This is a genomic window from Acinetobacter dispersus (assembly GCF_009884975.1).
In the GTDB taxonomy this organism is placed as follows: Bacteria; Pseudomonadota; Gammaproteobacteria; order Pseudomonadales; family Moraxellaceae; genus Acinetobacter; species Acinetobacter dispersus.
Window position 1 is genome coordinate 2,760,406 of record NZ_CP041970.1, and the last position, 12,996, is coordinate 2,773,401.

Genomic DNA, 12,996 nt, shown 5'->3' on the forward strand with positions numbered 1-12,996 from the left:
GTGTCGAGGAGCTAAGCTCACTCGACTGGGTCACAAATATTGTTTTTACTGAAATTTGGGAATCTCTAATCCCCCTAAATCCCCCTTTTACAAAGGGGGACTTCCCCCCCTCTTTCTTAAAGAGGGGTTGGGGGAGATTTTTTAGTCACCATTTTTCAGTTCAATGTTGATACCTAAAGAACGGATCTCTTTGGTCAATACGTTGAACGATTCAGGCATACCCGGATCCATATAATGGTTACCATCTACAATATTCTTATAGATGCGTGTACGACCTTCGACGTCATCCGACTTCACAGTGAGCATTTCTTGAAGTGTATATGCTGCACCGTATGCTTCAAGTGCCCATACTTCCATCTCACCGAAACGCTGACCACCGAATTGTGCTTTACCACCAAGCGGCTGTTGAGTAACAAGTGAGTAAGAACCTGTTGAACGCGCATGCATCTTGTCATCAACCAAGTGGTTCAATTTAAGCATGTACATGTAACCTACAGTTACAGGACGATCAAACTGTTCACCTGTACGACCATCAAACAATACCGTTTGACCAGTACGTGAAATGTCAGCCAATTCTAGTAAGTCTTTGATCTGACTTTCTTCAGCACCATCGAATACAGGTGTTGCCAATGGAACACCTGCACGCAAGTTACCTGAAAGTGCCAAGACTTCTGCATCAGTTAAGCTATCAAGCTCTTCTTGCTCGCCACCAACCTTGTTATAAATCTTGTCTAAGAATTCACGCAGTTCAATCACTGTACGCTGTTCTTTCAACATTTTTTCGATTTTATCGCCAAGACCTTTAGCAGCCATACCCAAGTGAGTCTCGAGAATCTGACCCACGTTCATACGTGATGGTACACCCAACGGGTTCAATACGATATCGACTGGTACACCATTGGCATCATGCGGCATGTCTTCAACTGGTAAGATGTTTGATACAACACCTTTGTTACCGTGACGACCCGCCATCTTATCACCAGGCTGGATACGACGTTTAACAGCGAGGTAAACCTTAACAACTTTTAATACGCCAGTTGTTAATTCATCACCTGTAGAAAGTTTACGTTTCTTCTCAGCAAACTTCTCATCAATTTCGTAACTCTTCTCTTTCAAGAACACTTGAATTTGAGTTAAACGCTCTGCAATTGCTTCATCAGTCGGCTGGATTTCAAGTAAATCAACAAGCTCTAAACCAGACAATACGTCTTCAGCAAGTTTATCGCCACGTTTAGTTGAACCACCACCGTTAGATTCTTGACCTTTCAACAAACGAACAATACGTTCACGTGCTGCTTCTTCGAAGATTTTGTATTCTTCTTTCAAGTCTTTACGGTATGCATCAAGTTGAGCTTTCTCAATTGCTTGAGCACGTTCATCTTTTTCCAAACCATCACGTGTGAAGACTTGAACGTCAATCACGGTACCTTTGGTGCCAGATGGAACGCGTAAAGAAGAGTCTTTAACGTCAGCTGCTTTTTCACCAAAGATTGCGCGAAGTAGTTTTTCTTCAGGTGTTAACTGAGTTTCACCTTTAGGCGTTACCTTACCAACAAGGATGTCACCCGCAGTCACTTCAGCACCGATATAAACAATACCAGACTCATCCAACTTAGACAGTGCAGCTTCACCAACGTTAGGAATATCGGCAGTGATTTCTTCTGCACCCAACTTAGTATCACGCGCTACACATGACAATTCTTGAATGTGAATCGACGTTAAACGGTCTTCTTGAAGTACACGCTCAGAAAGTAAGATCGAGTCTTCGTAGTTATAGCCGTTCCATGTCATGAACGCGACGCGCATGTTTTGACCAAGCGCAAGTTCACCCATATCAGTCGATGGACCATCAGCCAAGATATCGCCACGAGCAACTTTGTCGCCCAAGTTTACGATCACGTTTTGGTTGATACATGTATTTTGGTTTGAACGTGTGTATTTGATCAGGTTGTAGATATCTACACCTGCTTCACCCGCGATCATTTCATCTTCGTTTACACGAATAACGATACGAGATGCATCTACATATTCAATCGCACCACCACGGTCTGCAATCACACACACGCCCGAGTCACGTGCTACGTTTGCTTCCATACCAGTACCAACAAGCGGCTTGTCAGCACGTAATGTAGGAACAGCCTGACGTTGCATGTTCGAACCCATCAATGCACGGTTCGCATCATCGTGTTCAAGGAATGGAATCAATGATGCAGCAACAGAAACAACCTGCTGTGCTGAAACGTCCATATGTGTAACGCGCTCAGGCGACATACGTACGAATTCACCTTGATGACGTACAGAAACCATTTCTTCAGTCAAGTTGCCATCTTTATCTACTGCAGAATCGGCCTGTGCAATCACAGTACCCACTTCTTCAATCGCAGATAAATATTCAACTGTATCTGTTACACGGCCTTCAACAACGCGACGGTATGGGGTTTCCAAGAAACCGAAGTCATTCGCTTTTGCATAAACAGAAAGCGAGTTGATCAAACCAATGTTTGGACCTTCCGGTGTTTCAATTGGACATACACGACCGTAGTGAGTTTGATGTACGTCACGTACTTCAAAGCCTGCACGTTCACGTGTCAAACCACCAGGACCAAGCGCAGATACACGACGTTTGTGTGTAATCTCAGATAATGGGTTATTTTGGTCCATGAACTGAGACAATTGGCTTGAACCAAAGAATTCTTTGATTGCAGCAGCAACTGGTTTCGCGTTGATTAAATCTTGCGGAGACAAGTTATCAGTTTCTGCTTGGCTTAAACGCTCTTTAACAGCACGTTCAACACGAACTAAACCAACACGGAATTGGTTTTCTGTCATTTCACCAACAGAACGTACACGACGGTTACCCAAGTGATCGATATCATCGACTTCACCCTTACCGTTACGGATTTCAACCAATGTACGCAGTACATCGATGATATCTTCGTGCGATAAAATACCCTCAACTTCACGAGACTTCTGATCTGTACCCACTTCGTAAGGACGACCCAAACGACGGTTGAACTTCATACGACCCACTGGAGAAAGGTCATAACGCTCAGAAGAGAAGAACAAGTTGTTGAATAAGTTTTCAGCAGCTTCTTTTGTTGGTGGCTCGCCTGGACGCATTACTTTATAGATTTCAACAAGCGCTTCTTCACGACCTGTTGTTGTATCTGCACGTAATGTATCAGCAACGAAAGAACCACGATCGATATCGTTTGTGAACAGGATGTTAAACTGTTTAACACCACCTTCAGCCAACTTCACCATAATGTCATGGCTAAGTACGGTATTTGCAGGAATCACATCACCGTCTTTCAACTTGATGTCTTCAGCTGTAATACGCTCATATAAATATTCATCAGGTACAGAAAGCTTCGCTAAGTTAGCAGCTTCCATTTGGCGTACATGACGAGCATTAATACGTTTACCTTGTTCAACGATCGCTTTACCATCATTATCCAAGATATCAAATTGCGCCATTTCACCACGTAAGCGGTCTGGAACGAGGTCAATTTGATAGCTACCCATATCAAGATATACAGGTACTTTCTCGTAGAACAAATTCAAGATTTGTTCATTGCTATAATTCAAGGCACGTAGGATTACCGTTGCAAGCAACTTACGACGACGGTCAATACGTACGAATACCAAATCTTTGGCATCAAATTCGAAGTCTAACCATGAACCACGGTAAGGAATAATACGTGCTGAATACAACACTTTACCGCTTGAGTGGGTTTTACCCTTATCATGGTCGAAGAATACACCTGGTGAACGGTGTAATTGAGATACGATTACACGCTCAGTACCGTTGATAACGAACGTACCGTTATCTGTCATGAGTGGCATTTCACCCATATAAACTTCTTGTTCACGCACGTCTTTAATTGATTTCGTTTCACGATCTTTAATGATCAAACGAATTTTTACGCGCATTGGTGCCGCATAAGTTGAACCACGTAAAATACATTCACGTACGTCAAACTCTGGCTTACCAAGACTATACTCAACAAATTCTAAAGCAGCATTGCCAGAATAACTTTCAATAGGAAAAACTGAACGAAATGCGGCTTGGAGACCGATATCTTCGCGATTTTTTGGAGTTTTACCACCTTGTAAGAAAGTACGGTACGAATCGACCTGAATCGAAAGTAAGTACGGTGCTTCCATTACGTGGGGCAATTTACCAAAATTCTTACGAATCCGTTTCTTTTCGGTATATGAGTATGCCATCTGGAGTCCTCGGAAAGTAAACTAAACCCGCCTGCAGAACGGGTTTAGAAGGAATTACGCAGGCCGATATGGCCACCACTGTTTACAAATGCTGCAATTTTTAGTGGTATTAAAACGCTTAACAATATTTTTATAAGCAAAAAAATATTGGTAAGCGTTTGATATTGTGTTATTTGTTTGAATTTTACGCACAAAAACGTAAAACTAACAAAAAACGAGCCGATTATTGTAACGCAAAAAGGCTGATGACCCAAGAGCCATCAGCCATTTTTTGGAGCCGATTTTCAAAAAATCGACTCCCTACAGCATTACTTAAGTGTAACTGTAGCACCAGCTTCTTCAAGCTTCTTCTTAAGTTCTTCGCCTTCTTCTTTAGAAACGCCTTCCTTAAGAACAGCAGGAGCGCCTTCAACAAGATCTTTAGCTTCTTTAAGACCAAGACCAGTAGCTTCACGAACTGCTTTAATTACAGCAACTTTGTTAGCACCGAAAGAAGTCAACTCTACGTTGAATTCAGTTTGTTCTTCAGCAGCAGCAACAGCTGGACCAGCAGCAACAGCTACAGCAGCAGCAGATACGTTGAATTTTTCTTCGAAAGCAGAAATAAGTTCAACAAGTTCAAGAACAGTTTTTTCAGCAACTGCGTTTAAGATTTCTTCGTTTGTTAAAGCCATGAGAGTAACTCCAAATGGATATTGAATGGTGTGAAAGTAGATTTAAGCTTAAGCAGCTTCTGACCCGTTTTTCTCTTGAAGCGCTGTAAGTAAGCGACCCAATTTCGAAATAGGAGCTTGAAGAACAGAGGCAAGCATAGTAAGCGCTTTTTCTTGGTTCGGAAGATTCGCGATAACGCTAACGTCAGCACCTTGATAAAGTTTGCCTTCAAATGCAGCAGCCTTTAATTCAAATGCTTTATTAGTTTTAGCAAATTCTTCGAACAAGCGTGCAGCTGCACCCATGTCGTCTTCAGAAGTTGAGAATGCTAAGATTGTTGGACCAACAAGGTCGTCATTCAAGATAGCGAATGGCGTATCTTGAAGAGCACGTTTAGCTAAAGTATTACGTACAACGCGTGTAGCAACACCTAGTTTACGAGCTTCAACACGAAGAGCAGTTAATTGCTCAACGGTTAAACCTTGGTAGTCAGCAACAACGGCAGCGAACGCTGTAGAAGCAATTTCACTTACTTCAGCAACGATCTGTTTTTTGTCTTCGATAAGAAGAGCCATCGTAAAACCTCCTAACGGTGATTTATGCACTCATACGAGTGCACTCCCAATTCGTAAGCCCTATTCAGACTTACACGCGGAGGAGCAACAAATCACACCACCGCGTCTACTCAGACTGGTTTATTAAGAAGATCTTCTAAAAAGAATCACTTCGCCTGAGGTCTTTGACGCTGATAAACATTCATTTATCAATTCAAAGTTTGCTTAGATTTTTTCAACGAAAAAATCTAAGGCTTCAAAATTCTTTCTAATTACTTAGAAACGTTGCTTACGTCAACGATCAAACCAGGACCCATAGTAGAGCTCAAAGTGATCTTTTTAACGTATACACCTTTAGAAGTTGCAGGCTTTAACTTTTTCAAGTCTGCAATTAAAGTTTCAACGTTTTGACGTACAGCTTCTTCGCTAAAGCCAAGTTGGCCGATCGCAGCGTGGATGATACCCGCTTTGTCTACACGGTAACGTGCTTGACCAGATTTAGCATTCTTAACCGCGTTAGCAACATCAGGAGTTACTGTACCCACTTTAGGGTTTGGCATTAAGCCACGTGGACCAAGAATTGTACCAAGCTTACCAACAACGCGCATTGCATCAGGAGCAGCAATCACTACGTCGAAATCAAGGTTTCCACCTTGAATGCTTTCAGCAAGGTCATCAAAACCAACGATATCAGCACCAGCAGCTTTCGCAGCTTCTGCAGCAGCACCTTGAGCAAATACTGCAACACGTACAGTTTTACCAGTACCCGCAGGTAAAGTTGTAGCACCACGAACAACCTGATCAGATTTACGTGGGTCTACACCAAGGTTTACAGCGATATCTAAAGATTCTTTGAACTTCGCAGCTGGAAGGCTGTTAAGAACTTGTACTGCTTCTTCCAAAGTGTAAACTTTGTTTGCTTCTACAGCAGCAGCAATGGCTTTTTGACGTTTAGTTAACTTTGCCATGTCTTATAGCTCCACTTCCAAGCCCATAGAACGTGCAGAACCAGCAATGGTACGCACACGAGCGTCTAAATCAGCACCAGTTAAGTCTGGTTCTTTAGTAGTCGCGATTTCTTCTAACTGAGCACGGGTCAACTTACCAACTTTAGTTTTGTTAGGTACAGAAGAACCCTTTTGGATACCAGCAGCTTTCTTAAGAAGAATAGATGCAGGTGGAGTTTTCATGATGAAAGTGAACGACTTATCGTTGTACACAGTAATCACGACAGGAATTGGCAAACCAACTTCAAGTTTTTGTGTAGCAGCATTGAATTCTTTACAGAATGCCATGATGTTTACACCACGTTGACCTAAAGCAGGACCAATTGGTGGAGATGGATTTGCTTTACCAGCTGGAACTTGCAGCTTGATATAGCCGTCAATCTTCTTAGCCATTGAAAATTACCTCTGGGTACAGACGCCGTTAGGCTCCCCAAAAATTAAACAACACCGAAGTGTTAGAACAACAATGCCCGATCAGATCGGGCGCTTCACAACCTATTCAAATTAAACTGTTTTTTCGACTTGGCGAAACTCTAGTTCAACTTGAGTTGGTCGATTAAATACATTAATCGTCAACGTTAAACGTGACTTCTCGTATAGTACTTCCTCCACGACTCCTTTAAAGTCTGTGAACGGACCATCTATAACGAGCAATTCTTCACCAGGTTCAAACATCGTCTTAGGACGAGGTGCTTCGCCTGTGTTGCGTACACGAGCAAGAATCGCATCAGCTTCACGTTGTGAAATCGGAGCTGGTTTCTCTGGAGTACCACCAATAAAACCAAGAACTTTTGGACACTCTTTTACGATATGCCAAGTATCATCATTCATTTCCATTTCGACTAACACATAGCCAGGAAAGAATTTACGTTCAGACTTGCGCTTCTTACCATCCTTCATTTCCACTACTTCTTCAGTAGGGACAAGGACTTCACCAAAGCTTTCAGCAACAGTACTACGCTGAATTCGATCATTAAGCGAACGCATCACTTGTTTTTCAAAGCCTGAATAGGCATGAATAATATACCAACGTTTCATCGCGTTCTTACCCAATAATTAACTTAATAAACCAACCTAAGCCGTAGTCGAAACACCATAAAACCAATGATGCAACAAGTACAACCAAAAGAACTTGCCACGATGTCGTGATCGTCTCTTGTTTTGTTGGCCAGGTCACTCGACGCAGTTCAATTCGCGCATCTTGTAATAAACGCACAAAGCCTTTGCCTTGATGGGTGGCGTATAATAAACCTAAAGCGACTACGACACAAGCCAAAATCACCCCAACACGCACCCAAATATCATTTGCTGGTGCCCAATAGGCAGGTAAATGCTGATTTACCAATGCTGAACCGACCAATAAAGCTATAGCAATCAACCATAAGACAACATCTAGCGGTGAACCAGAACTTACAACTTCTGCAACATTATTTCTTTGAGGGATTGGCGCGTCGCTTAATGCGTCACGCGATTTATCATTCGACATTTTTTTACTCGTCGTAGAATTCGCGACTTATTATATGACAACTTAGCCAGAATTAAGCTTTTTTCTTAAAAAAAAGTGGCAGGCCAGGAGGGACTCGAACCCCCAACATTCGGTTTTGGAGACCGACGCTCTACCAATTGAACTACTGACCTAACGTACAAATCGAAAGCCGGAGCTTTCGATTTGAGTGTAACACACGGTATTGGGCTTATGCAGTTACTTTAGCAACAACACCAGCGCCTACAGTACGACCACCTTCACGGATCGCAAAACGTAGACCTGGGTCCATTGCGATCGGGTGAATTAATTCTACTGACATCTCAACGTTGTCACCAGGCATTACCATTTCTACGCCATCTTGTAATTTGATCGCGCCAGTTACGTCAGTTGTACGGAAGTAGAACTGCGGACGGTAACCGTTAAGGAATGGAGTATGACGACCACCCTCTTCTTTAGAAAGTACGTATACTTCTGCATCGAATTTAGTGTGCGGCTTGATTGTACCTGGCTTAGCAAGTACTTGACCACGTTGTACGTCTTCACGCTTAGTACCACGAAGAAGAACACCACAGTTCTCGCCTGCACGACCTTCGTCAAGCAATTTACGGAACATTTCTACGCCAGTTACAGTTGTCTTAACCGTATCTTTGATACCTACGATTTCAACTTCTTCACCAACTTTTACGATACCAGCTTCTACACGACCAGTTACAACTGTACCACGGCCTGAGATAGAGAATACGTCTTCGATTGGCATCAAAAATGCTTTGTCGATAGCACGTTCTGGTTCTGGAATGTAAGAATCAAGTGCAGCAACTAAATCAATTACAGCTTTCTCGCCATAAGGACCGTCGTTACCGTTTAATGCTTGAAGAGCTGAACCACGGATGATTGGAGTGTCATCACCTGGGAAGTCATAAGTAGAAAGAAGTTCACGAACTTCCATTTCTACTAATTCAAGTAATTCTTCATCATCAACAAGGTCACACTTGTTCAAGAATACGATGATGTAAGGTACACCAACCTGACGTGAAAGAAGGATGTGTTCACGAGTTTGTGGCATTGGACCATCAGTCGCAGCACATACAAGGATCGCGCCGTCCATCTGAGCAGCACCAGTAATCATGTTTTTAACATAATCGGCGTGGCCTGGGCAGTCTACGTGAGCGTAGTGACGGATTGGAGAATCGTATTCTACGTGTGAAGTATTAATTGTAATACCACGTGCTTTTTCTTCAGGAGCTGAGTCGATTTGTGAGTAATCTTTCGCTTCACCGCCGTAAGTTTTTGCACAGATAGTTGCAATCGCAGCAGTTAAAGTTGTTTTACCATGGTCAACGTGACCAATTGTACCCACGTTTACGTGTGGTTTATTACGTTCAAACTTAGCCTTAGCCATTTGATTCTCCTCGTTTACGTCGACACAAGTTTAGAGAAAAACAACCCTGAAAAACCTTACTTATCGACAATCGCCTAAAAAACTAGACACCCAATACTTGAAAAGCAGACTATAATAGCCTGCTTCTTTAAAATCTGTAGAAATTCTACTAAGTTTTATATCTGGAGCTCTTATCGAGATTTGAACTCGAGACCTCTCCCTTACCAAGGGAGTGCTCTACCACTGAGCTATAAGAGCGACATCTTCGATGGAGCGGGAGACGAGGGTCGAACTCGCGACATGCAGCTTGGAAGGCTGCCACTCTACCAACTGAGTTACTCCCGCATATTGGTATTTACCACTTCTATCGAAGTTAGATGGTGGTGAGAGAAGGATTCGAACCTTCGAAACTTTCGTAGCAGAGTTACAGTCTGCCCCCTTTGGCCGCTCGGGAATCTCACCATATCACACTTACACAGTGCTGTTCTTTACACTATACTATCACACTTTTAAGATGGTGCCGGCACACGGATTCGAACTGTGGACCTACTGATTACAAGTCAGTTGCTCTACCAACTGAGCTATGCCGGCTCTTTCTTAGTGTTTCGTACGTTTCGTATCGGAACGGTGTGCAGTTTAGCAAAACTCTGAATCGATGCAAGTGCTTTTTTCAAAAAAATCGCTAAAAACTCATAAAATCAATCCGTTTGACGATAATTCAACCGCTTTGATCACTGCGCGAGCTTTTATTTGGGTTTCATTCCACTCAGACTCTGGATTTGAGTCCGCAACTAACCCTGCTCCAGCCTGTACATAGACTTTTTTATCACGAATAACACAGGTGCGGATCGCAATTGACATGTCCATTTCACCATGCCAGCCTAAATATCCAACAGCCCCACCAAATACACCACGTTTTACGGGTTCAACTTCATCAATAATTTCCATAGCACGAATTTTTGGTGCACCAGAAAGTGTCCCTGCAGGGAATGTCGCCTTAAAAACATCTAAAGCATCGACATCATCACGAACTTCACCTTGTACATTTGACACAATATGCATCACATGTGAATAACGCTCGATCACCATACGATCGGTAACTTGCACTTTTCCGATTTTAGAAACACGTCCAACATCATTACGCCCCAGATCAATCAACATGAGATGTTCGGCAATCTCTTTTTCATCAGTTAACAAATCTTGTTCCAAGGCAATATCTTCTTCTTTGGTTTTACCACGTGGTCGCGTCCCTGCTAATGGACGTACTGTCGCAATCCCATTTTCCAGACGAGATAAGATTTCTGGTGATGAACCAACGATATGAAATGGTTTTTTATCTCCAAGGGTTTGCCCTTGCACCAAAAATAAATACGGTGATGGATTTAAATGACGGAGCGCACGATACACTTGCAAGGCTTCACCATCAAAGTCCGATACCATACGTTGACCAGGCACAACCTGCATCACATCGCCGGCACGGATGTATTCCTTAACCTTCTCAACCGTTTCCAGAAACTTCTCTTTTCCTGTAATCGATTCAAAATGCGGTGCAGTATGGGGTTTGGCTTGCAAACTAACAGGTATCGCCAGCAATTGTTCAAGTTGATCTAGCTTTTGCTGAGCTTGAGCATAGGCATCAGGCTGATTTGCATCGGCATGATGGATGAGGAATAAAGTATCTTTTAAATTATCAAACACAATCACGGTTTGAGAGAGCATCAACCAAAGGTCGGGCAAAGTAACTGGATCAGCAGTCGGTACATTTTTCAGTTTTGGTTCAATATAACGCACAGCGTCATAGCCCAAATAACCGACCAAACCACCTGTAAAATTAGGCAAATCGGGTAAATCTGCCTGTGTAGGCACTTTGAACTGACTTTGAAACTCTCGAATATATTGAAATGGGTCGGCACAATCTTGCTGAGTCACCGTACCATCTGCGTCTTGAATCGTTAATACGCCAGCATTACAGGAAAAAACAGTCGACTCACCCAACCCAATCATGGAATAGCGCGCCCAGTTTTCTCCCCCCTCAACAGACTCGAAGAGATACGCTTGTTGATGATGTTTAAACCGTGCGAAAACAGAAAGTGGGGTTTCAGTATCCGCCAAACGTTGGCGGTATACAGGAATGGTGTTATAGCCTGCTGATTTTAATTGCTCAAATTGTACAAATGTGGTCATGAATCATCTCTATGGTTTTTTAATTTCTGTGCGTTTTTTCTGTAGTGCTATTTCAAGCCCGCCATCGAAAAACCATAACAATCTTCATGCCTGTCTCCTTACCGAATTTTCTTAAACTAATTCTGCCAAATGATCGACCACTTGCTGTGGTTGGCAATCATAGATGCTTTCTCCATGATTATAGCCATAGCTGACCACAATACAATCAATACCTGCACGTCTTGCCGCCTCCACATCATTACTTGAATCACCAATCATTAAGGTTTCTGCTGTAGATGTCCCTTCGAGTTCCACGCAATGCAGCAGCGGTAATGGATGCGGTTTTCGTTCAGACAAACTATCACCACCAATCACAATTTTGAAATACGGACTCAATTGCAAAATATCCAAAATACCCTTCGCTAAATGCTCAGGCTTATTGGTAACACATGCCATCGTAATGTTATGCGTTTGACAATAGTCCAGAAATGGCAAAACACCCTCATACACTCGGGTATTTACACAGAGTTCCTGAGCATAGACGTCAACAAATGTACTGAGGAGTTGTTCTTGCTGTTGGGCATCTACTTGTTCAAATAAATGTTCCAACACAGCTTCACACAGTTTGGCAGCACCTTTTCCGACCCAAACACGGACTTGCGCTTCAGTCACTGTCGCGAAGCCCAGTTTTTCCAGACTCAAATTCATCGCTCGATATAGATCAGCAGCAGAATCCACCAGTGTCCCATCCAGATCAAATAAAACTAAATTACGGCTTTGTAACTGAGCAACAGACATATATTTCGACCCAAGAAATGAAAAAGGCATACCAACGTGGGCATGCCTTGATTGTAGAAGCTTCGCCCGATTATTTAAAGAACAGCCAGGCAATCACAGCCAAAATGATCAGTACAATAATCGAAATCAAACCAACAGAAGCGTTCTTTTGTTGCTCTTTTTCCTGAGCGACACGCGAAACTGGCTCATCAATCGCAACAGGTTGTGGCTCAGGTACAGCCTGAACACTCACCCCTTCAGGAATTGGAGCGGGTTTTGGAATCGAGACCTGTTGCGGCATACCATCGCGCGTTATTGGTGTTTCAACTGCACGCTCAGCAATACTTGGCATACCTTGATCATGTGTAGTCGAGGTCACAGGCTCAATTTCGATTTCAGGTAATTCAGCTTCAGTTACTGCTGGTGCAAGTACAGAGAAGACAAAACTTGCAAACTGCAAAATATCACCATCATGCAATTCGGTTTCTTGCTCGACACGCGCATCATTAATGAAGGTACCATTTGACGAATTAAGGTCTTGTACCCAAAGCTGCTGATCTTTCAGCAACAAAGCGGCATGACGACGCGAAATATCTGCTGATTGCAACAAAATATCGGCATCTTGGTGTCTACCCACCAGCATATCGCGCTCGATATTCAGTTCTTGCCCCGTAAATTCACCTGTAATGGCTTGTAATTTCCAAGTCATAGATGCATATCCTTATATAATTTCTTGCAATCATAGCA

The 12,996-nt window shown here is 42.8% G+C and carries 11 protein-coding genes and 5 tRNA genes; all 16 read right to left on the bottom strand.

Annotated elements, in window-relative coordinates; all coding sequences use genetic code 11:
- Nucleotides 1-141 precede the first annotated feature (141 nt).
- Nucleotides 142-4,230 carry a DNA-directed RNA polymerase subunit beta gene (gene rpoB, locus FPL17_RS12640; protein WP_151715599.1) on the bottom strand — a complete coding sequence of 1,363 codons (4,089 nt, stop codon included), beginning with the start codon at nt 4,228-4,230 and terminating at the stop codon, nt 142-144.
- A gap of 308 nt (nt 4,231-4,538) precedes the next feature.
- Nucleotides 4,539-4,904, bottom strand: a complete 366-nt coding sequence (gene rplL / locus FPL17_RS12645) for a 50S ribosomal protein L7/L12 (protein ID WP_005191867.1) — start codon at nt 4,902-4,904, stop codon at nt 4,539-4,541.
- A 48-nt stretch (nt 4,905-4,952) separates the two neighbouring features.
- Nucleotides 4,953-5,459, bottom strand: coding sequence for a 50S ribosomal protein L10 (rplJ, locus tag FPL17_RS12650; protein WP_004802230.1), 507 nt, complete (start codon nt 5,457-5,459; stop codon nt 4,953-4,955).
- Between the two features lie 251 nt (nt 5,460-5,710).
- Nucleotides 5,711-6,406 carry a 50S ribosomal protein L1 gene (rplA, locus tag FPL17_RS12655; protein WP_004656290.1) on the bottom strand — a complete coding sequence of 232 codons (696 nt, stop codon included), beginning with the start codon at nt 6,404-6,406 and terminating at the stop codon, nt 5,711-5,713.
- Between the two features lie 3 nt (nt 6,407-6,409).
- Entirely contained in the window at nt 6,410-6,838 is a 429-nt protein-coding gene (gene rplK, locus FPL17_RS12660) for a 50S ribosomal protein L11 (RefSeq protein ID WP_004637639.1), read from the bottom strand.
- Between the two features lie 111 nt (nt 6,839-6,949).
- The gene (gene nusG / locus FPL17_RS12665; protein WP_005154809.1) at nt 6,950-7,483 is read right to left on the bottom strand and encodes a transcription termination/antitermination protein NusG; all 534 of its coding nucleotides are present in this window, start codon (nt 7,481-7,483) and stop codon (nt 6,950-6,952) included.
- Between the two features lie 7 nt (nt 7,484-7,490).
- Nucleotides 7,491-7,931: a preprotein translocase subunit SecE gene (gene secE / locus FPL17_RS12670; protein ID WP_004802225.1), complete on the bottom strand. Its 441-nt coding sequence runs from the start codon at nt 7,929-7,931 to the stop codon at nt 7,491-7,493.
- A gap of 76 nt (nt 7,932-8,007) precedes the next feature.
- Nucleotides 8,008-8,083 (bottom strand) — tRNA-Trp (locus FPL17_RS12675).
- A gap of 56 nt (nt 8,084-8,139) precedes the next feature.
- Nucleotides 8,140-9,330 (bottom strand): elongation factor Tu, encoded by a 1,191-nt coding sequence (gene tuf, locus FPL17_RS12680; protein ID WP_004802222.1) that lies wholly within the window; start codon nt 9,328-9,330, stop codon nt 8,140-8,142.
- A gap of 162 nt (nt 9,331-9,492) precedes the next feature.
- Nucleotides 9,493-9,567: transfer RNA gene (locus FPL17_RS12685), tRNA-Thr, on the bottom strand.
- Nucleotides 9,568-9,578: 11 nt separating this feature from the next.
- A tRNA-Gly gene (locus FPL17_RS12690) sits at nt 9,579-9,654 on the bottom strand.
- 33 nt (nt 9,655-9,687) lie between these two features.
- Nucleotides 9,688-9,771, bottom strand: a tRNA-Tyr gene (locus tag FPL17_RS12695).
- Nucleotides 9,772-9,824: 53 nt separating this feature from the next.
- Nucleotides 9,825-9,900 (bottom strand) — tRNA-Thr (locus FPL17_RS12700).
- 99 nt (nt 9,901-9,999) lie between these two features.
- Nucleotides 10,000-11,493 carry an anthranilate synthase component I gene (trpE, locus tag FPL17_RS12705; protein ID WP_159885376.1) on the bottom strand — a complete coding sequence of 498 codons (1,494 nt, stop codon included), beginning with the start codon at nt 11,491-11,493 and terminating at the stop codon, nt 10,000-10,002.
- A gap of 111 nt (nt 11,494-11,604) precedes the next feature.
- Complete coding sequence (locus FPL17_RS12710; RefSeq protein WP_159885378.1) at nt 11,605-12,270, bottom strand: phosphoglycolate phosphatase; 666 nt, start codon at nt 12,268-12,270, stop codon at nt 11,605-11,607.
- A 70-nt stretch (nt 12,271-12,340) separates the two neighbouring features.
- A complete protein-coding gene (locus FPL17_RS12715) occupies nt 12,341-12,958 on the bottom strand; it encodes an FHA domain-containing protein (protein WP_005191858.1) in 618 nt (205 codons plus the stop codon).
- Between the last annotated feature and the right edge of the window lie 38 nt (nt 12,959-12,996).

Excerpts from the sequence above, each read along its gene's own strand:
- tuf (WP_004802222.1), bottom strand. The coding sequence starts at position 9,330 with ATGGCTAAGGCTAAGTTTGAACGTAATAAACCACACGTAAACGTGGGT.
- FPL17_RS12710 (WP_159885378.1), bottom strand. The coding sequence starts at position 12,270 with ATGTCTGTTGCTCAGTTACAAAGCCGTAATTTAGTTTTATTTGATCTG.
- secE (WP_004802225.1), bottom strand. The coding sequence starts at position 7,931 with ATGTCGAATGATAAATCGCGTGACGCATTAAGCGACGCGCCAATCCCT.
- rplA (WP_004656290.1), bottom strand. The coding sequence starts at position 6,406 with ATGGCAAAGTTAACTAAACGTCAAAAAGCCATTGCTGCTGCTGTAGAA.
- trpE (WP_159885376.1), bottom strand. The coding sequence starts at position 11,493 with ATGACCACATTTGTACAATTTGAGCAATTAAAATCAGCAGGCTATAAC.
- rplK (WP_004637639.1), bottom strand. The coding sequence starts at position 6,838 with ATGGCTAAGAAGATTGACGGCTATATCAAGCTGCAAGTTCCAGCTGGT.
- rpoB (WP_151715599.1), bottom strand. The coding sequence starts at position 4,230 with ATGGCATACTCATATACCGAAAAGAAACGGATTCGTAAGAATTTTGGT.
- nusG (WP_005154809.1), bottom strand. The coding sequence starts at position 7,483 with ATGAAACGTTGGTATATTATTCATGCCTATTCAGGCTTTGAAAAACAA.
- FPL17_RS12715 (WP_005191858.1), bottom strand. The coding sequence starts at position 12,958 with ATGACTTGGAAATTACAAGCCATTACAGGTGAATTTACGGGGCAAGAA.
- rplL (WP_005191867.1), bottom strand. The coding sequence starts at position 4,904 with ATGGCTTTAACAAACGAAGAAATCTTAAACGCAGTTGCTGAAAAAACT.
- rplJ (WP_004802230.1), bottom strand. The coding sequence starts at position 5,459 with ATGGCTCTTCTTATCGAAGACAAAAAACAGATCGTTGCTGAAGTAAGT.